The following is a 22675-nucleotide window of genomic DNA, read 5'->3' on the forward strand; positions in this document are numbered from 1 at the left end:
CTCAGGAGGGCGTCAGTCGGCGACCACCAGCGACGGGGTCTCCTTCGTGAGGATCTCGCCGCGGAAGAAGGCCGGGCTGCGGCGCTGCATGACCAGCATGATGACCACGCCGAGGAGCAGCAGTCCGACGCCGATCACGAAGACCGAGCCGACGCCGAGGACCGAGGAGCCGGAGCCGTACGCCGGGTCCCACATGTCGTAGAGCGTCTTGCCGAAGACGGCGGTGAGCATCAGGCCGCCGAGGAACGGGATGACGCCCTTGAAGGCGAGGTCGCGGGCCGAGTCGAAGAGCTCCGCGCGGAAGAACCAGACGCAGGCGAAGGCCGTCAGCGCGTAGTAGAAGCAGATCATCAGGCCGAGCGCGTAGATGGTGTCGACCAGGACGTTCTCGCTGACCAGGGTCATCACGGTGTAGAAGACGCCGGTCGCGACGCCGGCGACGATCGTGGCCTTGCCGGGGACCTTGAAGACGGGGTGGACCCGGGCGAAGGACGGCGGCAGCGCCTCGTAGCTGGACATGGCGAGGACCGTGCGGGCGACCGGGATGAAGGTGGTCTGCAGGCTCGCGGCGGCGGAGGCGAGGACGGCGACGAAGAGCGCGATGCCGAGGACGGGGCCCATGACCGGGCCCGCGAGGGCGGCGAAGACGTTGTCGGAGGTCTCCGGGTTGGCGAGGCCGAGGCCCTTGTCGCCGGAGCCGACGACCATCTGGGCGGCGACGCCGGTGGCCAGGTAGGAGCCGACCAGGACGACCATCGAGATGAGCGCGGCGCGGCCCGGGGTCTTGTCGCTGTCGACGGTCTCCTCGTTGGCCGTGAGGCAGGTGTCCCAGCCCCAGTACATGAAGATCGACAGCGAGAGGCCGGCGGTGAAGGCCGCGAAGGAGCCGACGGAGAAGGGGTTCAGCCAGGACCAGGAGAAGCTCGCCCCGGTCGGGAAGTCGACCGAGCCGGCCTTGGAGAAGGCCATGACGACGAAGACCGCGAGGACGGCCAGCTGGAGGCCGACGAGGGTGTACTGCACGCCCTTGGTGGCGGTCATGCCGCGGTAGCTGATCGCGGTCGCGGCGGCGATCAGGGTGAGGCAGGTGAGGATGTGGACGGCCTTGTTGTCGTCCAGGGCGGCGATCGAGGGGTTGCCGCTGATCTCGCCGGCGAGCAGCCAGAAGTACGAGGTCGCGACGCCGGCCAGGTTGGACAGCACGATGATCGTCGCGATGACCAGGCCCCAGCCGCACATCCAGCCGACCTTGGGGCCGAAGGCCTTCACGGTCCAGGTGAAGGAGGTGCCGCAGTCGGGCATGCGCTTGTTGAGCTCGCGGTACGCGAACGCGACGAGCAGCATCGGCAGGAAGCCCGCGAGGAAGACGGCGGGCATCTGCAGTCCGACCTCGCCGGCGGTGGAGCCGAGCGTGGAGGTCAGGCAGTAGACGGGGGCGACGGTCGAGATGCCGATGACGGCGCTGCCCATGAGGCCCACGGAGTTGCCGCCGAGGCCCTTGGTGCGCACGCCGGAGGCGTCTCCCGGGGCGTCGGTGCCCCTTGCCGTGTCTCCGGCCTGCTGCCGTACGTCCACCTGAGTCATGAACTTGACGTTAAATGCTGCGGTTTCCACATCCGGAGGATCGGACTCCGCTCACTTGATCGATCATGACCTTGCATTGCGGGGGTCGAATCGGACACTCGCCGATGATTGAAAGATCGACCAACCGGACGGGTCGAGCATCCGACAGGTCCGGTGGCGAGTGTCCGATATGCGGGAACCGCAGCCATGCCCCAAATGTCCGTTTCAAAAATTTCCCATGGAAATTTGGAGACGGTTCTCACCCCGGACATCGGGCGGCCGTCCCTCGGCCGTCGGGTGGCCGTCATCCCGGCCAGACGACCGCCTGCAGCTCGCTGTACGCGTGCAGCGCGTACGAGCCCACGTCCCGTCCGACACCGCTCTTCTTGAAGCCGCCGAACGGCGCCTCCATGTTCCGGCCGATCGTGTTCACGCCCACCCCACCGGCCCGCAGCCGGGCCGCGACGCGGAAGGCGCGGGCCACGTCGCCGGACCACACGTAGTCGATCAGTCCGTAGTCGCTGTCGTTCGCGAGCGCGATCCCCTCCTCCTCGTCGTCGAAGGGCACGACCACCACGACCGGGCCGAAGATCTCCTCCCGCACCACCCGCATCTCGTTGGTGCAGTCCGCGAGCAGCGTCGGGGCCACGTAGAAGCCCTTGGCGAAGTCCGGACGCTCGCCGCCCGCGACGACCCGCGCCCCTTCCTTCCTTCCGAGCTCGACGTACGACTCCACCCGGTCGCGGTGCGCCGCCGAGATCACCGGGCCGACGACCGTCCCCTTCTCCGCCGGGTCCCCCACCTTCATGAAGGCGAGGTAGCCGGTCAGCTTCTCGACGAGCTGCTCGTAGATCCCACGCTGGGCGAGCACCCGGGTCGGGGCGGTGCAGATCTGCCCGCTGTAGAAGGCGAAGGTCGTCCCGATCCCCATCACCGCCGAGTCCAGGTCGGCGTCGTCGAAGACGAGCGCGGCCCCCTTCCCGCCCAGCTCCATCAGCTGCCGCTTGAGCGAGCGGCCGCAGACCTCGCCGATCGCCTGGCCGACGGCCGTGGAGCCGGTGAAGGAGACCATGTCGACGTCCGGGGAGTCGACGGCCGCCTCGCCGACCGCCTGCGCGGAGCCGGTGACGACGTTCACGACGCCCGCCGGGACCCCGGCCTCCGCCAGGGCCCGGGTCATCGCGTACACGGAGAGCGGGTCCTGCGGGGCCGGCTTCACCACCACCGTGTTGCCCATGGCGAGCGCCGGGGCGATCTTGCCGGCCGGGTTGGCCCAGGGGTTGTTGTACGAGGTGATGCAGGTGACGACGCCGACCGGGCGCCGTACCGCCACCGCGCCGAACACCCCGGCCTTCCCCATCGGCCCGGCCTCGTTGATCTGCGGGGGCAGCGCCTGCTCGACCGGTTCCATGGCCCCGCGCGCGTACCGCCGGAAACGGGAGGAGCCGACGGCGACCTGCATGCCGCGCGCGGTGCCGGTGGTGGCGCCGGTCTCGGCCCGGGCGAGCAGGACGTTCTCCTCGGCGTCGCGGGCCATCAGGTCCGCCGCCCGGTCGAGGATCGCTGCCCGCTCCTCCGGTCTCGTACGGGACCAGGTCGCGAAGGCCTCGCGGGCGGCGGCGGCCGCCTCGTACACCTGGGCCTTGCTCGCCTCCGGCGCGAGGCCGACGACCTCCTCCGAGGCCGGGTCGATCACCTCGTAGTGACCGCCGTCGGGCTCGACCCACTCTCCCCCTATATAGAGGCGCTCGATCCGGGTGGTCATCGCGTGCTCACCGTCCTCGTGTCGTGGCCCGAGCGCAGCACCCTGCCCGGGATCGCGCCGGTCACCTCGTCGTCCCGTACCGTCTCCACGCCGTTGACCCGTACCGACACGATCCCCACCGCGCGCGAGTCGAGGCGCGGGCTGTCCCCCGGCAGGTCGTGCACGAGGGTCGCCGGTCCGGCGTCGATCCGCTCCGGGTCGAAGAGGACCAGGTCGGCGTGGAAGCCCTCCGCGATCCGGCCGCGCTCGCGGAGCCCGAAGAGCCGGGCCGGGTCGTCGCTCAGCATCTGCACCGCGCGCTCCAGGGGGACCAGCTTCCGGCCGCGCAGGCAGTCGCCGAGGAAGCGGGTGGTGTACGGGGCGCCGCACATCCGGTCCAGGTGCGCGCCCGCGTCCGAGCCGCCGAGCAGGACGTCCTCGTGGTCCCAGGTCTCCCGGCGCAGCGCCCAGGAGGCCGGGTCGTTGTCGCTGGGCATCGGCCACAGGACGGTCCGCAGGTCGTCGTTGGCGCAGATCTCGACGAGGGCCTGGAAGGGGTCCTGGCCGCGCTCGGCCGCGATGTCCTTCACGACCCGGCCGGTGAGGCCCTCGTTCTCGCGGCTGTACGTGTCCCCTATGACGTACCGGCCGAAGTGCGCGAGCCGCCGGAAGACCCCGGCCTCCTTGGAGTCCGCGCGCCGCAGCATCTCGGCCCGTACGTCCGGGTCGCGGAGCTTCGCGATCCGCTCGGGCACGGGCAGGCCGAGGATCTCGCCCCAGCCGGGGATGAGGTTGAGGGCGCAGAAGGTCCCGAGGGACATGTTCATGGGGGTGAGGATCGGCATGGTGAGGGCGACGATCCGGCCGCCGGACTTGCGGGCCCGCTCGGAGGCGGTGAGCTGGCGCGGGACGCGTTCGGGGACGGCGGCGTCGATGGTGAGGACGTTCCAGTTGAGGGGCCGCCCGGCGGCGACCGTCATCTCGACGAACAGCTCGATCTCGTCGTCGGAGAACTGGTCGAGGCACCCGGCGAGGATCGCCTCGATCTGCGTCCCCTCGTGCTCGCCGACGGCCTTCGAGAGCGCGATGAGCTCGGCGGGTGTCGCGTGCCGGGAGGCGACCGGAGCGCCGTCGCCGTCGGAGTGGGTGGAGGACTGGGTGGTGGAGAGGCCCCAGGCGCCGGCGTCCATGGCCTCCTTGAGGAGGGCCACCATCTGCGCCAGCTGTTCTTCCGTGGGCTGGCCGCCGACCGCGTCCGCGCCCATCACGTACCGGCGCAGGGCGCAGTGGCCGACCATGAAGCCGGCGTTGACGGCGATCCGGCCGTCGAGGGCGTCCAGGTACTCGGCGAAGGACGACCAGCTCCAGTCGACGCCCTCCTCCAGGGCCTTGAGGGCCATGCCCTCGACCTTCGACATCATGCGGCGCGTGTAGTCGGCGTCCTCCTGCCGGAGCGGAGCCAGGGTGAAGCCGCAGTTGCCGCCGGCGACGGTGGTGACGCCGTGGTTCATGGAGGGGGTGGCGTACGGGTCCCAGAAGAGCTGGGCGTCGTAGTGGGTGTGCGGGTCGACGAAGCCGGGCGCGAGGACGAGGCCGGTGGCGTCCTCGGTGGTGGTCGCCGTCTCCCCGGGCTCGGGGAAGACGATCCGGCCGTCGCGTATGCCGACGTCGGCGATGCGGGCGGGGGCGCCGGTGCCGTCCACGACGGTGGCGCCCTTGATCAGGTGGTCGAGCATGACGGTCCCTTTCTGTCCGTGGACGTGGGTGTGCCCCGGACCGGGGCCGCCGCGGGGCCCCGGCCGGGGCCGGTACGGGGCGGCGGTCCGGGAAGACACCGCTCCGCGCTGTGGGTCGCACCGCCGTGAGCGGGGCCCCGCCCGTTGCGGGCCCGCGTGGGCCGGGCGTCAGGACCCCGACGACTGCCGCATGCGTGTCGTCCGGTGGACCGGGTCCGTGTCGATCTTCGGGATCACGTGCTCCCCGATCAGCTTGATCGAGTTCATCGTGTCCTCGTAGGAGATCCCGATCGGGAGGCCGAAGGACAGCTGGTCGGCCCCGGCCTGCTCCCACCGCTTGCACTGCGCCAGGACCTCGCTCGGGTCGCCGCAGATCATCAGCTCCTCCTGGATGAGGAGTTCGATGATCTCGGCCGAGTACTCGGGGAGGAGTTCGGGCCACTCGGGGATGCCCTCGGGCCGCGGGAAGGTGTCGTGGTAGCGGAAGAGGAGGGACTGGAGGTAGTTCAGGCCCCCGCCGACCGCGATCTCGACGGCCTTCTCGTGCGTCTCCGCGCAGATCGCCGTCGACGTCACCATGACGTTGTCGTTGACGAAGGCGCCGACCGCCTTGGCCTCCTTGATCGCGTTCTTGTAGGACTCGACGACCCACTCCATGTCGGAGACCTTCTGGACGCTGAAGCCGAGGACGCCGAGGCCCATCTTCCCGGCCATGGCGTACGAGGACGGGGAGCCGGCCGCGTACCACATGGCCGGGTGGGACTTCCCGTACGGCTTGGGGAGGACCTTGCGGGGCGGCAGCGACCAGTGCTTGCCCTGGAAGCCGACGTACTCCTCCTGGAGCCACATCTTGGGGAACTCGGCGATGGTCTCCTCCCAGATCTCCTTCGTGTGGTTCATGTCGGTGATGCCCGGCATGAACCCGAGGATCTCGTGGGAGCCCGCCCCGCGCCCGGAGCCGAACTCGAAGCGGCCGCCGGAGAGGTGGTCGAGCATGGCGACCTTCTCGGCGACCTTGACCGGGTGGTTGACCGGGGCCAGGGGGTTGAAGATGCCCGAACCCAGGTGGATGCGGTCCGTCGCGTGCGCGAGGTAGCCCAGGTAGACGTCGTTGGCGGAGAGGTGCGAGTACTCCTCCAGGAAGTGGTGCTCGGAGGCCCAGGCGTACTTGAAGCCGGACTTGTCGGCCTGGATGACGTACTCGGTCTCCTCCATGAGGGCCTTGTGCTCGGCTTCGGGATCGGTCTCGGCGCGCTTGCCGACGTATCCCTGTACGAAGATCCCGAATTCCAAGGAAGTTCACCGCCCCTGATTTCGTTTCTGACGATCCGTCAGATTTACTGATGTGCTCGACTCTCGCACCGCACCGCAGGTGCGTCAATACCTGATGAAGCGTCAGACGACCTCAGAAGAGGCTCACGCCCGCCAGCCAGCCGCCGTCGATCACGAACGGCTGGCCCGTGATGTACGCCGAGTCCTCCCCGGTCAGGAAGAGCGCGAGGGCCGCCACCTCCTCCGGCCGGCCGATCCGGCCGAGCGGCACGAGCTTGCGGTACAGCTCGGCGGTGGCCGCCGGGTCGACGCCCTCCGGGTTGCTCATGGGGGTGTCGATCGCCCCGGGGCAGACCGCGTTCACCCGGATCCCCTTCCCCGCCAGCTCCAGGGCGGCGACCCGGGTGAGACCGAGGACGGCGTGCTTGCTCGCCGCGTAGGCGCCGACCCCGGCCATGCCGGTGACCCCCGTGTACGAGGCGGTGTTGACGATCGTCCCGCCGCCGGCCGCCGCGATCTCGGGCGCGACCGTGCGGATGCCGAGGAAGCAGCCGGTCTGGTTGACGGAGACGATCGCCCGGAACTCGTCGAGCGGGGTCGAGACCAGCTCGTTGAAGCGCAGGATCCCCGCGTTGTTGACGAGGCCGTCGATCTTCCCGAACCGCTCCTTGGCCGCCGCCACGGCCGCCGTCCAGCCGTCCTCGCTGGTCACGTCCAGATGGACGTACGCGGCCCGGTCCTCGCCCAGCTCCTTCGCGAGCGCCTCCCCGGGGCCGTCGAGGACGTCCGCGAGGACGACCCTCGCGCCCTCGGCGGCGAACAGCCGGGCCTCCTGCTCGCCCTGCCCGCGCGCCGCACCGGTGACGAGGACGACCCGCCCGTCGAGCTTGCCCATGTCCGTACTCCCTGTTTTCAGAGATGGGGGGCGACCTCCGTGCCGAAGGCCGCCATCTGGTCGATGAGTTCGGTACGGCTCCGGGAGCGGAACCGGACCTGGATCTGGTGCACGCCCATCTCCCCGTACGCGCGCAGGGAGGCGGCGAGCTCCTCCGGCCGGCCGCTCAGGGTGCGGCGGCCGACCTCCCAGCCGGGGGCGCCGACGTACAGCGCCTCGGTGATCGCGCCGACGGTGATCGGCTCGGCGATCCCGGCCTCGGTGCGGAGCCGCAGCAGCTTCTCGATCTGGGCGCCGAGCCTGTCGCGCGGGTCGCCCTGCGGCAGCCAGCCGTCGCCCTTGAGGGCGGCCCGGCGCACGGCGGCCGGCGAGGAGCCGCCCACCCAGAGCGGGACCCGCTCCTGCGCGGGCCGGGGCAGCTGCCCGAGGTCCTTGAAGGCGAACCGCTCCCCCAGGTGCTCCGGGTACTCCTCGGGCCCGAGGGCCGCCCGCAGCGCGTCGACCGTCTCGTCGAGCACGGCGCCCCGGCGGGCGAAGTCCACGCCGAGCGCCTCGAACTCCTCCTGGACGTGCCCGGCGCCGACCCCGAGGACCAGGCGGCCGCCGGAGAGGTGGTCGAGCGTCGCGTACGCCTTGGCCGTGACGAGCGGATGGCGCAGGCCGACGACGGCGACGTGCGAGAGGAGCCGGACCCGCTCGGTGGCGGCGGCGAGGAAGGAGAGCGTGGCCACCGGGTCGTACCAGACGGTGCTCATCGGCCCGGCGAGCCGGCGCGGGATGGCGACGTGGTCGCAGCTCGCGAGGTAGTCGAAGCCGTGGTCGTCGGCGGCGCGGGCGACGGCGAGCAGATCCGCCGGGCCGGCGGCCGCCTCCCAGGGTTCGGCGTAGAGGGTGCTCTGCGACTGGACCGGCAGCTGCATGCCGTAGACCACCATGGGAAAACCCCCGCATCTGACGGATCGTCACTTCTACGAGCAGGCCCATGCTCGTACCTGACGATCCATCAGGCAAGGGGTAGGGGGCGATGCGTAGGGGGCGATGCGTAGGGGCCGACACGCCCCCGCTCGGGCAGCGTGGAGCTGCCCGAGCGGGGGGGTGGGGCGACCTTCGTCCTTCGTGCTCCGGTGGATCAGGTGCTGTCCGCCGCGCCGGCCGCCCTCGCATGGCGCACCACGGCCGTGCCTGCCAGGCAGACGATGGCCACGGCGCTCAGGAGCGCCAGCGCCTTCGCCCAGGCGAAGGTGGTGCCGAGGCTGCCGCTCAGCAGGTCACCGCCGCGGGCGCCCGCGACTCCGTGGAGCGCGATGACGAAGACGGCGACACCTGCGGCAGCCGCCCAGGCGATCAGGGTGTCCCGGGCCGCGAGCCACACCGCGCACGCCAGGCAGAGCACGGTGACGACCACGGACAGCGCCTGCGCGTCGCCGCCCGAGCGCAGGCCCGAGAGGTCCGTCGGCATGTGAATGAGGCCGCAGACGAACAGCGCGAGCGCCGCCGGCCAGCGCAGTACCGACCGCAGCGCGGGAGAGGAGGCGACGTGACTGCCGGGACCCGCGGCCAGCGCGCCGTCCAGGGCGGACTTCCGCCCCTTGGCGGCGCCCCGTTTCCGGGCCCTGGCGGCCGGTGCGGGGCCGCCGTCCACGCGCGCGTGCTCCTCCCTGCCGGGCTCGGCCCTCTGCGCCGCGCCGTCCCCGCCCGCGGTGGACTTCCAGTCGCTGCTGTCGGCGCCGAGGATGCCGACGAGCTGGACCACGTCCTCGACCGGCCGGCCCACCGCCGCGGCGCGCAGCGTGGTCTCGGCCTGGTGGAGGTCGTACCCGGACGCGTTCAGGAGCGCGAGCAGCTGGCGCACCTCCTCCAGCGGGCGGGTGACGGCCGCCGCGCGGAGCGCCACGTCGGCGGGACTGGAGAGTTCGCCGGTCTCCTGGAGACGGGCCACCAGCGCGGCGACCTCCTCCACGGGCCGCTCGGTCGCCGCCGTCGTCAGCAGCGTGTGGACGGCTTCGTCACCGGACTCGTCGGGGGCGGACGGCTCGGAGGCGGACGGCTCGGAGGCGGTGTGCGGCTGGGGGCCGGCGGGGGACTCCGAGGCGGCCGGGGAGCCCGGGACGGCCGAGGACTCCGGATCCGCCGGGGACTCCGACGCGGCCTGCGGCTCCGGGTCGGCCGGGGACTTCGACGCGGCCTGCGGCTCCGGGCCGGCCGGGGACTTCGACGCGGCCTGCGGCTCCGGGCCGGCCGGGGACTTCGACACGGCCTGCGGCTCCGGGTCGGCCCAGGAATCCGGGTCGACCGAAGTCTCCGAAGCGGCCGGGGACTCCGGGTCGGCGGAGGCCTCCGGAGCAGCCGGGGGCTCCGAAGCCGCCGGGGCCTCCGGAGCGGTCCGCGCCTCCGGGCCGATCGGAAGGTCCGTGGCGGCCGGGGACTCCGGGTCGCCCAGGAGGTCCGCGGCGGCCGGGAGCACCGTCGCGACCGGAACCGTCGACACGGCGGGGGACGCCGCCTGCCGATCGGGGAAGGGAGGCACGCCGAGCGCCGGGGACGAGGAGACAACCGGCTGGCTGGACGGGACCGGGCGGGGCTCTGCGGTCGGTTCGATGTCGTCGTCCGCCGGATGTATGTGCGGGAGGTCGGTGGTCATGTCACAGGCTCCGTTCGTGAACGTCCCCGGAGGGACGCCCACCATGGCTGTCTCGTGATGTGCAAGAAACGCACACTTGACTACTATTTGCGCGCAGTCCATGACACTCCGCCATCAGGGGGCGGCCTGGTTGGGCCGATGGGGCGACAAACGGCCTGGCCCGGGGCGTCCGGCGAGGCCCGTACGCAAGCGGCCGGGTCCCCTCCGGAGAGGACCCGGCCGCGGTCGCGGGACTACGGCCGCCAGAGGCCCTCGGGCGACAGCCCGAGCAGCTCGATCGCGTTGCCGCGCACGATCCGCTCGACGACGTCCCCGGGCAGGTGCCCCATCTGCGCCTCGCCGACCTCCTTCGACTTGGGCCAGGTGGAGTCCGAGTGCGGGTAGTCGGTCTCGTACAGGACGTTCCCCGCCCCGATCGCGTCGAGGTTGCGGAGTCCGAAGGCATCGTCGAAGAAGCAGCCGAAGACGTGGCCCGCGAAGAGCTCGGACGGCGGGCGCGTGACCTTGTCGGCGACGCCGCCCCAGGCGCGGTTCTCCTCCCAGACGACGTCGGCGCGCTCCAGGATGTACGGGATCCAGCCGATCTGGCCCTCGGCGTACATGATCCGCAGGTTCGGGAAGCGCTCGAACTTGCCGCTCATCAGCCAGTCGACCATCGAGAAGCAGCAGTTCGCGAAGGTGATGGTGGAGCCGACGGCCGGCGGGGCGTCGGCGGAGGTGGACGGCATGCGGCTGGAGGAGCCGATGTGCATGGCGATGACCGTGCCCGTCTCGTCACAGGCGCGGAAGAAGGGGTCCCAGTGGTCGGTGTGGACCGAGGGGAGCCCGAGGTGCGGCGGGATCTCGGAGAAGGCGACGGCCCGCACTCCGCGCGCGGCGTTGCGGCGGACCTCGGCGGCGGCGAGCTCGGGGTCCCAGAGCGGGATGAGGGTGAGCGGGACGAGCCGCCCGTGCGCCTCGGGGCCGCACCACTCCTCGACCATCCAGTCGTTGTAGGCGCGGACGCAGAGCAGCCCGAGCTCGCGGTCGGAGGCCTCGGTGAAGGTCTGGCCGCAGAAGCGGGGGAAGGTGGGGAAGCAGAGCGCGGACTGGACGTGGTTGACGTCCATGTCGGCGAGGCGGGCGGCGACGTCGTACGAGCCCGGGCGCATCTGCTCGTACGTGATGACTTCGAGGCGTATCTCGTCCCTGTCGTAGCCGACGGCGGTGTCGAGGCGTGTGAGGGGCCTGTGCAGATCCTCGTACACCCACCAGTCGCCGATCGGCCCGTCGTCCCCCTTGGCGCCCATGACCGGGGCGAACTTGCCGCCGAGGAAGGTCATTTCCTTGAGGGGGGCACGGACGATCCGGGGGCCGGTGTCGCGGTACCGGGACGGGAGCCGGTCCCGCCAGACGTGCGGGGGCTCCACGGTGTGGTCGTCCACCGAGATGATCTTCGGGAAGGTCTCCATGGTTTTCACGGTAGCGCCGATCTGACGACCCGTCAGCTAGTAGGGGGCAGAACGACCGGGTTGCGGCCGGGATGCGGCCGTGCAACGGCTTCACAACGGCCGACCCGATGCTGACGGACCTCCTCCGGACAAGGCAGACTGTCCTGGGCGAAACCAGCGGTAGGGGCAGGGGGAGCGATGGACCGTGAGAACGGGCCGCGAGTTCCGGTGCAGCGGGCTCCGAGGATGGGCCCGACGGCTCCGGTGCGCGAGGAGACGGACACCGACACGAGCGCGGGCGCTGACGTACGGGCCGGCACGGGCGCTCACGTACAGGCCGACACGGGCACTGGCACCGGCACTGGTACTGACACCGGAACCGACACCGGCGCTGGCGCTGGCACCAGCACCGGCACCGGCACGAACGGGGACGGGAACGTAGCCGGCGGGCTCCGCTTCGGCGTGCTCGGCCCCGTCCGCGCCTGGCGCGACGGCGAACCCGTCCCCACCGGCTCCCCGCAGCAGCGCGCCCTGCTCGCCGCGCTGCTCCTGCGCGGCGGCCGCACCGCCACCGCGCACGAGCTGATCGACGCGCTCTGGGGCGAGGAACCGCCCTCCCAGGCGCTCGCCGCGGTCCGTACGTACGCCTCCCGGCTCCGCAAGGTCCTCGACCCGAAGGTCCTGGTCAGCGAGTCCGGCGGGTACGCACTCCGGACGACCGCGCTCGACGTGACGGAGGCCCAGGAGCTGGCCGCCGAGGCGGACAAGCTGCGCGCGGCCGGGGACCGGACGGCCGCGCGGGCGAAGCTCGCGGAGGCGCTGGACCTGTGGGACGGCGAGGTCCTCGCGTCCGTACCGGGCCCGTACGCCGAGACGCAGCGGACCCGCCTGGAGGAGTGGCGCCTCACGCTCCTGGAGACGAGGCTCGACATCGACCTGGAGGTCGGCGCGCACGCGGAGGCCGTCTCCGAACTGACCGCGCTCACCGCGGCACACCCCCTACGGGAGCGCCTGCGCGAACTCCTCATGCTGGCGCTCTACCGCAGCGGCCGACAGGCGGAAGCGCTCGCGGTGTACGCGGACACGCGCCGGCTCCTGGCCGACGAACTGGGAGTGGACCCGACTCCGGAACTCTCCCGGCTCCAGCAGCGCATCCTCCAGGCCGACGCCGAACTCGCCCGCCCGGTCGAGGAGCCGGCGCCCGCCGCCGCACCGACGGCCCGCCCGGCCCAGCTCCCGGCGACGGTCCCGGACTTCACGGGCCGCGCCTCCTTCGTACGGGAACTGGGCGCGCGGCTCGCCACCGCCGAGGGCCACGTGATGGCGGTCTCGGCGCTCGCGGGCATCGGCGGCGTCGGCAAGACGACGCTCGCGGTGCACGTCGCCCACGAGGCGCGGCCGCACTTCCCGGACGGGCAGCTGTACGTGGACCTCCAGGGCGCGGGCAACCGCGCCGCCGCACCGGAGACGGTCCTGGGCTCGTTCCTCCGAGCCCTGGGCACACCGGATTCGGCCATCCCGGACGCGCTGGAGGACCGGGCGGCGCTGTACCGCTCGACGCTGGACGGCCGCCGGGTGCTGGTGCTGCTTGACAACGCCAGGGACGCGGCCCAGATCCGCCCGCTCCTGCCGGGTACGGCGGGCTGCGCGGCCCTGGTGACGAGCCGCATCCGGATGGTCGACCTGGCGGGGGCGCATCTGGTGGACCTGGACGTGATGTCGCCGGAGGAGGCGCTCCAGCTGTTCACGAGGATCGTGGGCGAGGAGCGGGTGCAGTCGGAGCGGGAGGCGGCCCTGGACGTGGTCGCGGCCTGCGGCTTCCTCCCGCTGGCGATCCGCATCGCGGCGTCCCGCCTGGCGGCACGCCGCACGTGGACGGTCTCGGTCCTGGCGGCGAAGCTGGCGGACGAGCGCCGCCGGCTCGACGAGCTCCAGGCGGGCGACCTGGCGGTCAAGGCCACCTTCGAACTCGGCTACGGCCAGCTGGAACCGGCCCAGGCGAGGGCGTTCCGCCTACTGGGCCTGGCGGACGGCCCGGACATCTCCCTCGCGGCAGCGGCGGCGGTCCTGGACCTCCCCCTCTGGGACACGGAGGACCTGCTGGAGGCCCTGGTGGACACGTCCCTCCTGGAATCGGCGGCGCCGGGCCGCTACCGCTACCACGACCTGGTCCGCCTCTACGCGCGTGCGTGCGCGGACCGCGACGAACAGCCGCCGTCGGAGAAGGAGGCGGCGCTGTCCCGCCTGCTGGACTTCTACCTCTCCACGGCGGCGAGGGTGTACGCGATCGAGCGCCCGGGCGACCGCCTGGTCGACCACCTGGAACCCACGTCGTACGAGGGCCTCACCTTCACCGACCGCCACGAGGCCCAGGACTGGCTCTACGCCGAGGCCAACTGCCTCCTGGCGACGGTCCGCCAGTCGGCCTCGACGCCGGGGACGCTGCGGCGGGGGGTGGATTTGTTGTGGGCGAGCCTGGACCTGGCGGAGTCGGGGGCGAACTCCCGCGAGTACGAGGCGGTGGCGACTGTCCTGCGGGAGGCAGCGAGTGAAGCCGGGGACGTCCGCGCGGAGGGCCGCGCGGCACTGACCCTGGCGTATGTCCAGCACGTGGCGGGGCGCTTCGACGAGGCCGACGGTCACGCCCACGACGCGATGGACCTCGCCTCCACGACGGGCGACGGCCTTCCGCTGTGCTGGGCGGCCAACGCCCTGGGAATCATGGCTCTCTACCAAGGGCGCAACGCCGACGGGGAGCGCTTCCTCACCCAGGCGACGGCTTCGTTCCGCGCCTGCGACGACTCGGCCGGTGAGGCCAGCGCCCTGTGCAACCTCTCCCGGATCCACCTGGCCATGGGCCAGACGGACATCGCGGTCGAACTGGCCCAGCGGGGAACCGACATGTACGACGCCATGGGCCATGCGCTCAAGGGTGCCAACGGTCGCTACGCACTGGGACTCGCGCTGACCCAGAGCGGCCAGCTGGTCGAGGCCGCGGCTCGGCTCGCCGAGGCACTCGAAGTCTTCCAGGACAGCAGACAGCGCCTCTGGGAAGGCATGTCGCTCTTCAGGATCGCTGAAGTGGACATCGCCGCCGGTCGGTTCGCTCCAGCCGCTTCGAACTCCGAGATGGCCCTGGTCGTCCTCCGGGGTGTGGGCGGCGAGTGGCGGCGCGGACAGGTCCTCGTCGTGCTGGGGCGCGCACTGTCCGGCATCGGGCAGCACGGGAGAGCACGGGTCTGCTGGCAGGAAGCTCTCGACATCTTCGTGGAGCTGGGCTCGCCGGAGGAATCGGATGTACGGACCCTGCTGCTGGAAACGGCAGCAGCCTGACCACTGAGCTGCCCGTTCATCGTTCGTTTATGACCGTGCGGCAGTCTTCTCTCATCGATCCGCCGCGTCGGGGGGCAGACGGGTCGGTGGTACGGCCGTCACACCGTCGCACTAGGGTGAACGGCTCCGAGTGGGCCCCCCGGCTGTCCACGGGGGAACGGCCGGCAGGGCCCACTCGCCCCATCCGAAGTCATCACGGGAGTTGATCAACATGGCCGACCTGGACCCGACCACCCCCATCGCCAAGCCGACGAACATGCACGCCACCGGCGAGGAGATCGTCAGCAAGAACATGCACGCGACGGACGCTCCGCTCGCCGACGCGGTGGCCGAGAAGCTCGGCATCAGCGGCAACATGCACGCCACCACGGAGCCCATCGACGGCAGCGCCGGCACGGCCACCACGGACAACATGCACGCCACGTCCGAGCCGGCCAACTAAGCCACTCCCGACGGGGAACGGCCGCGGCGGCGACTTCGGGGGAGCTGCCGGGGCCAACCAAGGAAGGTCCGGTCGACGGGGGAGCACACGGGCTCGGGGGACACCCGGGACGGAACCAGGGGGGATCCGTCCGGGCAGGGCCCGTGCGCAACGCGATCGGACCACCGCACAAGGAGGGGCCGGGCATCTGCCCGGCCCCTCCGGCGTGCGCGGAACGTACGGAACCACCCCTCCGGCTCCAGCTCGATGACGAAGTCCACGATCGCCGAGTGCCGGGCGTCGTCCGCGCCGCAGGGCGGGTGAACGCTCTCACGCCCCCTCGTCGCAGCCCTCCGCCAGGGGGGCCGTCGCGCCGCGGGCCACGTACGTCGTCCAGCGGGTGAGGGCCGAGTCGGGTTCCTGCTTCGCGTAGCGGGTGTAGCCGTCGCCGTAGGTGGGGTCCTTGGTGTAGCCGACGACGTATGTGCGGCCGGGGCTGAGGACGGGGTACAGGGGGTCGTGGCTCGTGTACCGGCCCTGGGGGTCGCGGCCCACACCCTGGCCGAGGGTGAGCGTGGCAGGAACCTGGCCCTTCAGGGGCCGCAGGACACGGAGGCGGACACGCTGGATGCCGCCGGGGCCGCCGTCGCCGTCCGGGTCGTAGCCGACGACCCGGTCGACCGTGGCGTAGGCGAGGTGGCTCATCGCGGCCGGTACGTACTCGTCGTGGGAGAGGTCCGGCAGGCAGAGCGCGTGCACGGGGGACGTGCGGGCGGTGAAGGCCTCCGTCGCGGCCCATGCGGTGGCGCCGAGGACGAGCGTCCCGGCGAGGGCGAGACCGGCGATCCTGGTTCGGTTCATGGTCACTTCCAGAGCTTGCGGTAGTTCGCCTCGTCGCGCTGCGTGGGCTCCGTCGGCGGGTTGTCGGGGACCTTCGTCCACATCACGGAGGCCCAGGTGTCCGGCTTGTGGCACAGGCCGAGGGCGTGGCCGAGCTCGTGGACGGCGATGTGCCGACGGGAGTTCCGGTCCTTGTAACGGCCGTCCAGGTAGTACGAGTTCAGATAGATGTAGTCGATGCCCGGCTTGCCCTGCCAATAGCCCCCGTGGCCGTCGGCCTTGGAGTAGTCGCGCCATTCCAGGTCGTTGACGCTTCCGGCGTCGTCGGGAGCGATCTTCACCAGACCGAGCGACCAGGCCCGGTGTGCCCAGGTCAGCGGGTCGTTGTACTTGCTGTCGTCCTCCCAGCGGAGCTCCTTGCCGTCCACACTGGAGTCCCCGCGCGTCTCGGACTCCCCCGTGACGCACGGCGCGGGACCGGGCTCGGCCCCCGCGGCATGGGGGCTGAGGAGAAGAGCTGCGGCCAGGACGGCGGCGGCCGTGACGGGACCGGCTGCCTGCACGGGGGGCTCCTCACGCGATCCGGAAACGGTCTCGGAGCGTATCCGCAGATCAGGGGCGTGCGGGCGCGGGTACGCCGTGTGTCAGCCGGACGGACGAGCGCACGCAGGGAAACGTGCCACCAGCCGCGCCGCCCGAGGTGCGGGGGCGGGAGGCGTCGAGGCGGGTGTCGTTTCCCCGTACGACCGCCTCCGTCGGGGCCTCGCACGTGAGCTTCAGGCCCTTCGCCTCCGGGAGGTGCCCGTACTCGCGGACCAGGTCCTCCGCCAGGGCCGCCAGGTCCACCGGTTCCCCCGTGGGAGCCGTCGCCCGGTGGCTCGCCAGGAGCAGCAGGTCGTCGGCGAGCGCCTGGAGCCGTACGACGCCGGCGGCGGCCTCCCGTACGACGTCGGCTGCGGCCTCCCGTACGGCGGACGGCCAGTCGGTGACCGTCTCCGGGTGCCGCAGGGCCGTCTCCAGCTGGGCCCGCAACGCCGCGAGGGGGCCACCGTGCACCTGGTCGCGGACGGGGTCCTCGACCGGCGGCCCGCCGTGGAGTGGATCGTGGCCGACCGGCGGGAGTCCTGGCCGGCGGGCGCGGTCGAGCGCGTCCTGCGACGGGCCGGGGAGCGGGGGTGGCGGGTGGTCCGGGAGGCGGACGGGATCGTGGTGCTGAGCCGTCAGCCCGCCGCCCGCGCTCTCAGCTCCCCCTTCACCACCTTCCCGCTCGCGTTCCTCGGCAGCTCCGGCACGAACTCGACCTCCCTCGGGACCTTGTAGTTCGCCATCTCGCGGCGCGACCAGGCGATGACGTCGTCGGCCGTCAGGGTCGAACCCGGCCGCCGGACCGCGAAGGCCTTGCCGACCTCGCCGAGGCGCGGGTCGGGGATGCCGATGACGGCGACGTCCGCGATGTCGGGGTGGAGGCCGAGGCGTTGCTCGATCTCGGCCGGGTAGGCGTTGAAGCCGCCGACGATGAACATGTCCTTCAGGCGGTCGGTGATCCTCAGGTTCCCCGCCTCGTCCAGGACGCCGATGTCTCCCGTGTGCAGCCAGCCGTCCGCGTCGATCGCCGCCGCCGTCGCCTCCTCGTCCTCGAAGTAGCCCCGCATCACGTTGTGGCCGCGGACCAGGACTTCGCCGGAGTCGGAGAGGCGGAGTTCCGTGCCGGGGATCGGGCGGCCCGAGGTCGTGGCGATCGTCTCGTCCGGGTCGTCGCGGCGGCACATCGTGACGATGCCGCTCGCCTCCGAGAGGCCGTACGCGGTGAGGACCGTGGCCACGCCCAGTTCGGTGCGGAGGCGTTCGACGAGCCGGAGCGGGACGACGGCCGCGCCCGTCACGACGAGGCGGAGGGTGGAGAGCTCGTGCCCGGCGCGGGCCGGGTGGTCCAGGAGGGACTGGTGGAGGGTGGGCGGGCCGGGGAGGACGGTGATGCGTTCGGCGGCGATGTTGGCGAGGACGGTGTCCACGGTGAAGACGGACTGCGGGACGATCACCGCGCCCCGCATGAGGCAGGCGAGGATGCCGGCCTTGTAGCCGAAGGTGTGGAAGAAGGGGTTGACCACGAGGTAGCGGTCGCCCTCCGTCAGGCCGGCGAGCTCGGACCAGATCGCGAAGCAGCGCAGGGACTGGGCGTGGCTGATGACGGCGCCCTTGGGGCGGCCGGTGGTGCCGGAGGTGTAGATGATGTCGGAGGGGGCGTCGGGGTCGATGCCGTCGGCGCGGGCGCGGACCCGGGCGGCCGGGATGCCGTCGCCAGCCGCGAGGAAGGACTTCCAGGTCGTCCAGCCCGGCTCGTCGGGGGCGGTGTCGCCGAGGACCACCACCCGTTCCAGGTCGGGGAGTTCGATGCCCGAGCGGCGCAGGGAGGCCACGTACGAGGTGCCGAGGAAGGTGCCGGTGACGAAGAGCAGCCTGGCCCGGGAGCGCCGGAGGACGTCGGCGGCCTCGGTGCCCTTGAAGCGGGTGTTCAGGGGGACCAGGACCGCTCCGGCGGTGACCGCGCCGAGGGCGGAGACGATCCAGTCGAGGGTGTTGGGGGCCCAGATCGCGACCCGGTCCCCGCCGCGCATCCCGGTGGCGAGGCAGGCGGCGGCCGCCCGTTCGACGCGTGCGCCGAGCTCGGCGTACGTGACGCGGACGCGGCCGTCGACGACGGCCTCCCGCTCCCCGTACCGCTCGGCCGCCGTCCGTACGAGCCCGGGGATCGTGCCCCACTCCAGATCGCCGCGCAGGTCGCCGCGCAGGTCACCGCCCGGCTCCATGTCCATGTCCACGTCCATGCCCCACCTCCCTGTAGCTGACTATCCGTCAGATTAGTTGTAGCCTGACGCGCTGTCAGCAGTGCTGCCCCAGGAGGAGGTTCGGTGCTCAAGGACGCCACGGCCATCGTCGGGATAGGACAGACACCCTTCGCGAAACAGCTCCCCGAGACCGAGAAGGCCCTCGCCTGCCGGGCGATCCTCGCCGCTCTCGACGACGCCGGGATCGACCCCTCCGAGGTCGACGCCTTCGCCTCGTACACGATGGAGGAGACCGACGAGGTCGAGGTGGCGAAGGCCATCGGGGCCGGTGACGTCACCTTCTTCAGCAAGGTGGGGTACGGAGGGGGCGGCTCCTGCGCCACCGTCGGGCACCTCGCCGCCGCCGTCGCCACGGGCCAGGCCTCCGTCGGCGTCGCCTGGCGGTCCCGGAAGCGGGGCAGCGGCCCCCGCCCCTGGAAGAACACCGCCGTCCAGCTGCCCACCCCGGGACAGTGGACCCGGCCCTTCGGGCTGCTCCGCCCCGCCGACGAGATCGGCATGCTCGCCCGCCGCTACATGCACGAGTACGGCGCCACCCGCGACCACCTCTTCAACGTCGCCCTGGCCTGCCGCAACCGCGCCAACCAGAACCCCGCCGCGATCATGTACGAGCGGCCGCTGACCCGCGAGATGTACATGACCGCCCGCTGGATCAGCGAACCCCTCTGCCTCTTCGACAACTGCCTGGAGACCGACGGGGCGCTCGCCTGCGTCATCGTCTCCGCCGAGCGCGCCCGCGACTGCCGGCAGAAGCCCGTCTACGTGCACTCCGCCGCCCAGGGCCTGCCCGCCCAGCACCACGGCATGGTCAACTACTGGAACGACGACCCGCTCTCCGGCCCCGCCTGGACCGCCGCCCGCCACCTCTGGAAGCAGGCCGACTTCGGCCCCGCCGACGTGGACGTCGCCCAGATCTACGACGCCTTCACCCCGCTCGTCCCGCTCTCCCTGGAGGGCTACGGCTTCTGCGGACGAGGAGAAGGGGGCGCCTTCACCGAGGGCGGCGCCCTGGAGATCGGCGGACGGCTGCCGCTCAACACCGGCGGCGGCGGGCTCTCGGAGGCGTACGTGCACGGCTTCAACCTCATCAACGAGGGCGTGAAGCAGCTCCGCGGCACCTCCACCGCCCAGGTCCCCGACGCGGCCACCTGCCTGGTCACGGCGGGCGAGGGCGTCCCCACATCGGCCATCCTGCTGCGATCCTGAGGAGTTGATCCCGTCATGCTGACACCGGTCGTCGACGAGGACGGCGCCCCCTTCTGGGAGTACGCCGCCCGAGGTGAGCTCCGCGTCCAGGCCTGCGCGGCCCCCGACTGCGGCGAGCTCCGCTTCCCGCCCCGCCCCTGCTGCCCGCACTGCCGCTCCTTCGACAGCGAGTGGCGGCTCATGTCCGGACGCGGCCGGATCTGGTCGTACGTCCTCCCCCACCCGCCGCTCCTGCCGGAGTACGCCGCCCAGGCCCCGTACAACGCCGTCCTCGTCGAGCTGCTCGACGACCCCCGCATCCGCCTCGTCGGGAACGTCGTCGCCGCCCCCGACGCACCCCTGAACTCGCTCGACCCGGCCCGGCTGCGCATCGGCGCCCCCGTACGGGTCGCCTTCACCGAGGTCGACGGCGTCACCGTCCCCCGCTGGCTCCTGGAGCGCGCATGAGCATCCGCGTCGAGCGCGACAAGGAGACCGGGGTCGCGGTCGTCACCCTCGACCGGCCCGAGAAGCACAACTCCGTCACCCTGGAGATGGCCCGTGAACTCACCGCCGTCTGGCGGGGGTTCCGGTACGAGGACGAGATCCGGGCGATCGTCGTCACCGGGGCCGGCGGGCGGGCCTTCTGCACGGGCATCGACCGGGACGACGCCGGAAGGGTGCCGCAGCCCTCCTCCCCGTACACGATCGACGACCCCCTGCTCGCCATCGGCCCCAAGGCGAACGACCTGTGGAAGCCGGTGATCGCCGCCGTCGAGGGCATGGCCTGCGGCGGGGCCTTCTACCTGCTCGGCGAGGCGGAGTTCCTGATCGCGGGCGAGAGCGCCACCTTCTTCGACCCGCACACCACGTACGGGATGGTCTCCGCCTTCGAGACCGTCCACATGGCCCAGAAGATGCCGTACGGGGAAATCGCCCGGATGGCCCTCATGGGCACCGCCGAACGGGTCTCCGCCCGGCGCGCGTACGAGACGGGCCTGGTCAGCGAGGTGACGGAGCCGGGAGGCGCGCTCGACGCCGCCCGCGCGGCCGCCGCCGTCATCGCCTCCTGCCCGACGGAGGCCGTCCAGGGCACGGTCCGGGCCCTCTGGTCCACCAAGGACGCCTCCCGCGCCCCGGCCCTCGCGCAGGCCCCGCATCTGGTGACGCTCGGGAACCTGCCGGCGGACCGGCAGGGCGAGCTGTTCACCCGAAGGAGCGGCGCGTACCGGCTCCGGTAGCGGATGCAACGGTCTGTCCCGAGGGACCGGGCATCGGCGCCGGGGCCTACAGGGACTTCTCCGGCGGCGCGCCGGTGAAGATCACCGGCGTGGACCCTCCGGTCGCCGACGAGGACAACCTCCGCACGACGCTGATCCGCTGGAACCGAGCCCCGCCGGGACTACTTCTTCCGCACGTCGTACACGTAGCAGTTCTTGACCTTGCCGACGGCCTTCGGGGTCTTCATCGCGACCTCGAAGGTCTTGTCCTCGTAGGCCCCGACGGTGACGACGGTCGTGACCGAGTCGACCGCCGAACCCGTGACCCCCTTGAACTCCAGGGTCACCTCGTACGTCCCCTCGAGGGCGTCGTGCGAGGTGATCTTCAGCGTCGACGTGGTGTCCGCCTTGCGGGCGGGCTTCCCCCTGCGCTTCTTCTGGGCCGGCTTCACGCAGTCGACGACCACGACCTCGACCTGCGCGGACGTGGGGGACGGGCTGGCGGTGACCGTGGATCCGCCGGAGGAGGAGCCCGCACCGTCGTAGTCGTCGTTGCCCTGCTCGTCGCTGGAGCAGCCGCCCCCCGAATCGTCGTCGTCGGAGTCCGAGTGGCTCCGGCTCTTGCTCTTGCCGCTCTTGCTCTTCCCGCTGCCGCCGCTGCTGCCGTGGCCGCCGTGGCCGCCCTTCCCGGTGTGGAAACCGGTCAGCGCGAGGACCACCACCGTGAGCGTCGCCGCGAGCTTCAGACGTGTCCGTACCATCGCCGCGCACCCCGTCCTGTCTGTCGTGTCCGCGCCACCCTAGCGGGGCCGCCGTCCCACCTGGCGGGCCCCCCTCACCCGGCGTAGCGTCGGGAACGAGAGCCGGACCACCGAGGAGGCCCGCATCGATGATTCGCAACATCGCCGGCTCCGTCCTGGCTCTCGCCGGAGCGACGGCCGCCGTCTGGAGCCCCTTCCGTGCCTGGTACGACGGCCGTCACGGGCGCGACTTCGCCATCGACGACCTGTTCACCGGCATCACCGACGCCAAGGCCGACGTCCTGGGCTCGATCCTGCTGCCCTTCGCCTTCGCCGCCCTCGTCGCCCTCGTCGGCGTACTCCTCCGCTCCCGCCTGCTCGTCGCCCTCGCCGGGCTCGTCGTCCTCGGCTTCGCCATCCTGTGGATGGTGCGGGTCGGCGAGGCGGAGGGCAGCCTCACGATCGACGCCGACGGCACGGGGCTCGGCGAGGGGGTCGCGATGGCCTTCGGCGGCGGGGTGCTGCTGCTCCTCGGCGCGCTCGTGATGTCGGGCCGGAGGCGTCAGGTCCACCGGGTGGACCTGGGACCTCGTGCCCCTGCGACTCCGGCGCCTCCCGTGGCTCCGGTGCCCCCGATGCATCCGGAGCCCCCGATGCATCCCGAGCCCCCGGTGTATCCGGAGCCCCCGGTGCATCCGGCGCCTCCGGTGCCTCCCGTGGCCGGCGAGACCCTCACGGGGCCGCCCCTGGAGGACGGCCCCGAGGGGTCCGGCCGGGCCGGGCCCGACCGGACCTAGGCGGACCCAGGC

General features: G+C 72.1%; 20 protein-coding genes. 7 read left to right on the forward strand and 13 right to left on the reverse strand.

All coding sequences use genetic code 11. From position 1 onward, the window contains the following. Window positions 1-12: 12 nt before the first annotated feature. The 8 genes from SVTN_RS16125 to SVTN_RS16160 form a co-directional block, all read right to left on the reverse strand. Window positions 13-1584: an APC family permease gene (locus SVTN_RS16125; RefSeq protein WP_041129722.1), complete on the reverse strand. Its 1572-nt coding sequence runs from the start codon at window positions 1582-1584 to the stop codon at window positions 13-15. 283 nt (window positions 1585-1867) lie between these two features. Beyond that, window positions 1868-3328: an aldehyde dehydrogenase family protein gene (locus tag SVTN_RS16130; protein WP_041129723.1), complete on the reverse strand. Its 1461-nt coding sequence runs from the start codon at window positions 3326-3328 to the stop codon at window positions 1868-1870. After that, window positions 3325-5043: an N-acyl-D-amino-acid deacylase family protein gene (locus tag SVTN_RS16135; RefSeq protein WP_041129724.1), complete on the reverse strand. Its 1719-nt coding sequence runs from the start codon at window positions 5041-5043 to the stop codon at window positions 3325-3327. The genes SVTN_RS16130 and SVTN_RS16135 overlap by 4 nt, the downstream gene beginning before the upstream one ends. A 168-nt stretch (window positions 5044-5211) precedes the next feature. Continuing rightward, window positions 5212-6336, reverse strand: coding sequence for an LLM class flavin-dependent oxidoreductase (locus SVTN_RS16140; RefSeq protein WP_041129725.1), 1125 nt, complete (start codon window positions 6334-6336; stop codon window positions 5212-5214). Between the two features lie 112 nt (window positions 6337-6448). Continuing rightward, entirely contained in the window at window positions 6449-7210 is a 762-nt protein-coding gene (locus SVTN_RS16145; RefSeq protein ID WP_041129726.1) for an SDR family NAD(P)-dependent oxidoreductase, read from the reverse strand. A gap of 17 nt (window positions 7211-7227) precedes the next feature. Then, window positions 7228-8145, reverse strand: coding sequence for an LLM class F420-dependent oxidoreductase (locus tag SVTN_RS16150; protein ID WP_041129727.1), 918 nt, complete (start codon window positions 8143-8145; stop codon window positions 7228-7230). A 194-nt stretch (window positions 8146-8339) separates the two neighbouring features. After that, window positions 8340-9851, reverse strand: a complete 1512-nt coding sequence (locus SVTN_RS45550; protein ID WP_245727551.1) for a hypothetical protein — start codon at window positions 9849-9851, stop codon at window positions 8340-8342. 233 nt (window positions 9852-10084) lie between these two features. Further along, window positions 10085-11302 (reverse strand): amidohydrolase family protein, encoded by a 1218-nt coding sequence (locus tag SVTN_RS16160; protein WP_041129728.1) that lies wholly within the window; start codon window positions 11300-11302, stop codon window positions 10085-10087. Between the two features lie 177 nt (window positions 11303-11479). On the opposite strand from SVTN_RS16160, the gene afsR reads away from it, so the two are divergent. Together afsR and SVTN_RS16170 are read left to right on the forward strand one after the other, a co-directional pair. Continuing rightward, a complete protein-coding gene (gene afsR, locus SVTN_RS16165) occupies window positions 11480-14614 on the forward strand; it encodes an SARP-family global regulator AfsR (RefSeq protein WP_167352202.1) in 3135 nt (1044 codons plus the stop codon). A gap of 211 nt (window positions 14615-14825) precedes the next feature. Beyond that, a complete protein-coding gene (locus SVTN_RS16170) occupies window positions 14826-15056 on the forward strand; it encodes a hypothetical protein (protein ID WP_041133953.1) in 231 nt (76 codons plus the stop codon). A gap of 309 nt (window positions 15057-15365) precedes the next feature. Here SVTN_RS16170 and SVTN_RS16175 read toward each other — a convergent pair whose 3' ends face one another. From SVTN_RS16175 to SVTN_RS44270, 3 genes are read right to left on the reverse strand one after another with little or no spacing between them, the layout of a single operon-like run. Beyond that, window positions 15366-15896 (reverse strand): hypothetical protein, encoded by a 531-nt coding sequence (locus SVTN_RS16175; RefSeq protein WP_041129730.1) that lies wholly within the window; start codon window positions 15894-15896, stop codon window positions 15366-15368. Window positions 15897-15898: 2 nt separating this feature from the next. Beyond that, complete coding sequence (locus tag SVTN_RS16180; RefSeq protein WP_052499152.1) at window positions 15899-16438, reverse strand: matrixin family metalloprotease; 540 nt, start codon at window positions 16436-16438, stop codon at window positions 15899-15901. A gap of 49 nt (window positions 16439-16487) precedes the next feature. Then, window positions 16488-16931: an ATP-binding protein gene (locus tag SVTN_RS44270; RefSeq protein ID WP_041129731.1), complete on the reverse strand. Its 444-nt coding sequence runs from the start codon at window positions 16929-16931 to the stop codon at window positions 16488-16490. Here SVTN_RS44270 and SVTN_RS16190 point away from each other — a divergent pair. Then, a complete protein-coding gene (locus tag SVTN_RS16190; RefSeq protein ID WP_041129732.1) occupies window positions 16926-17195 on the forward strand; it encodes a hypothetical protein in 270 nt (89 codons plus the stop codon). The two genes, SVTN_RS44270 and SVTN_RS16190, sit on opposite strands and share 6 nt — an antisense overlap. Here the strand turns inward: SVTN_RS16190 and SVTN_RS16195 are convergent. Then, on the reverse strand, window positions 17096-18652 hold the full coding sequence (locus SVTN_RS16195) for a FadD3 family acyl-CoA ligase (protein WP_041133955.1): 1557 nt from the start codon (window positions 18650-18652) through the stop codon (window positions 17096-17098). The genes SVTN_RS16190 and SVTN_RS16195 overlap by 100 nt on opposite strands. Window positions 18653-18784: 132 nt before the next feature. Here SVTN_RS16195 and SVTN_RS16200 point away from each other — a divergent pair, with 132 nt between their 5' ends. Genes SVTN_RS16200 through SVTN_RS16210 form a run of 3 tightly spaced genes read left to right on the forward strand, consistent with a single transcriptional unit; the run spans window position 18785 to window position 21147 of the window. After that, the gene (locus tag SVTN_RS16200; RefSeq protein WP_041129733.1) at window positions 18785-19927 is read left to right on the forward strand and encodes a lipid-transfer protein; all 1143 of its coding nucleotides are present in this window, start codon (window positions 18785-18787) and stop codon (window positions 19925-19927) included. A gap of 15 nt (window positions 19928-19942) precedes the next feature. After that, window positions 19943-20374, forward strand: coding sequence for a Zn-ribbon domain-containing OB-fold protein (locus SVTN_RS16205; RefSeq protein ID WP_041129734.1), 432 nt, complete (start codon window positions 19943-19945; stop codon window positions 20372-20374). Then, window positions 20371-21147, forward strand: a complete 777-nt coding sequence (locus SVTN_RS16210) for an enoyl-CoA hydratase/isomerase family protein (protein WP_041129735.1) — start codon at window positions 20371-20373, stop codon at window positions 21145-21147. Before SVTN_RS16205 ends, SVTN_RS16210 begins: the two co-directional genes overlap by 4 nt. 161 nt (window positions 21148-21308) lie before the next feature. On the opposite strand, the gene SVTN_RS16215 is transcribed toward SVTN_RS16210, so the two are convergent. Continuing rightward, entirely contained in the window at window positions 21309-21887 is a 579-nt protein-coding gene (locus tag SVTN_RS16215; RefSeq protein ID WP_041129736.1) for a hypothetical protein, read from the reverse strand. A 128-nt stretch (window positions 21888-22015) separates the two neighbouring features. Here SVTN_RS16215 and SVTN_RS16220 point away from each other — a divergent pair, with 128 nt between their 5' ends. Further along, window positions 22016-22663 carry a hypothetical protein gene (locus SVTN_RS16220; protein WP_245727553.1) on the forward strand — a complete coding sequence of 216 codons (648 nt, stop codon included), beginning with the start codon at window positions 22016-22018 and terminating at the stop codon, window positions 22661-22663. The last annotated feature ends 12 nt before the right edge of the window (window positions 22664-22675 follow it).

Source organism: Streptomyces vietnamensis (genome assembly GCF_000830005.1).
Classification (GTDB): domain Bacteria; phylum Actinomycetota; class Actinomycetes; order Streptomycetales; family Streptomycetaceae; genus Streptomyces; species Streptomyces vietnamensis.

What these genes read in the sequence shown, in the direction of transcription:
- SVTN_RS16125 (WP_041129722.1), bottom strand. Translation starts at nt 1,584, where the DNA reads ATGACTCAGGTGGACGTACGGCAGCAGGCCGGAGACACGGCAAGGGGC.
- SVTN_RS16130 (WP_041129723.1), bottom strand. Translation starts at nt 3,328, where the DNA reads ATGACCACCCGGATCGAGCGCCTCTATATAGGGGGAGAGTGGGTCGAG.
- SVTN_RS16135 (WP_041129724.1), bottom strand. Translation starts at nt 5,043, where the DNA reads ATGCTCGACCACCTGATCAAGGGCGCCACCGTCGTGGACGGCACCGGC.
- SVTN_RS16145 (WP_041129726.1), bottom strand. Translation starts at nt 7,210, where the DNA reads ATGGGCAAGCTCGACGGGCGGGTCGTCCTCGTCACCGGTGCGGCGCGC.
- SVTN_RS16150 (WP_041129727.1), bottom strand. Translation starts at nt 8,145, where the DNA reads ATGGTGGTCTACGGCATGCAGCTGCCGGTCCAGTCGCAGAGCACCCTC.
- SVTN_RS45550 (WP_245727551.1), bottom strand. Translation starts at nt 9,851, where the DNA reads ATGACCACCGACCTCCCGCACATACATCCGGCGGACGACGACATCGAA.
- SVTN_RS16160 (WP_041129728.1), bottom strand. Translation starts at nt 11,302, where the DNA reads ATGGAGACCTTCCCGAAGATCATCTCGGTGGACGACCACACCGTGGAG.
- afsR (WP_167352202.1), top strand. Translation starts at nt 11,480, where the DNA reads ATGGACCGTGAGAACGGGCCGCGAGTTCCGGTGCAGCGGGCTCCGAGG.
- SVTN_RS16170 (WP_041133953.1), top strand. Translation starts at nt 14,826, where the DNA reads ATGGCCGACCTGGACCCGACCACCCCCATCGCCAAGCCGACGAACATG.
- SVTN_RS16175 (WP_041129730.1), bottom strand. Translation starts at nt 15,896, where the DNA reads ATGAACCGAACCAGGATCGCCGGTCTCGCCCTCGCCGGGACGCTCGTC.
- SVTN_RS16205 (WP_041129734.1), top strand. Translation starts at nt 19,943, where the DNA reads ATGCTGACACCGGTCGTCGACGAGGACGGCGCCCCCTTCTGGGAGTAC.
- SVTN_RS16210 (WP_041129735.1), top strand. Translation starts at nt 20,371, where the DNA reads ATGAGCATCCGCGTCGAGCGCGACAAGGAGACCGGGGTCGCGGTCGTC.
- SVTN_RS16215 (WP_041129736.1), bottom strand. Translation starts at nt 21,887, where the DNA reads ATGGTACGGACACGTCTGAAGCTCGCGGCGACGCTCACGGTGGTGGTC.
- SVTN_RS16220 (WP_245727553.1), top strand. Translation starts at nt 22,016, where the DNA reads ATGATTCGCAACATCGCCGGCTCCGTCCTGGCTCTCGCCGGAGCGACG.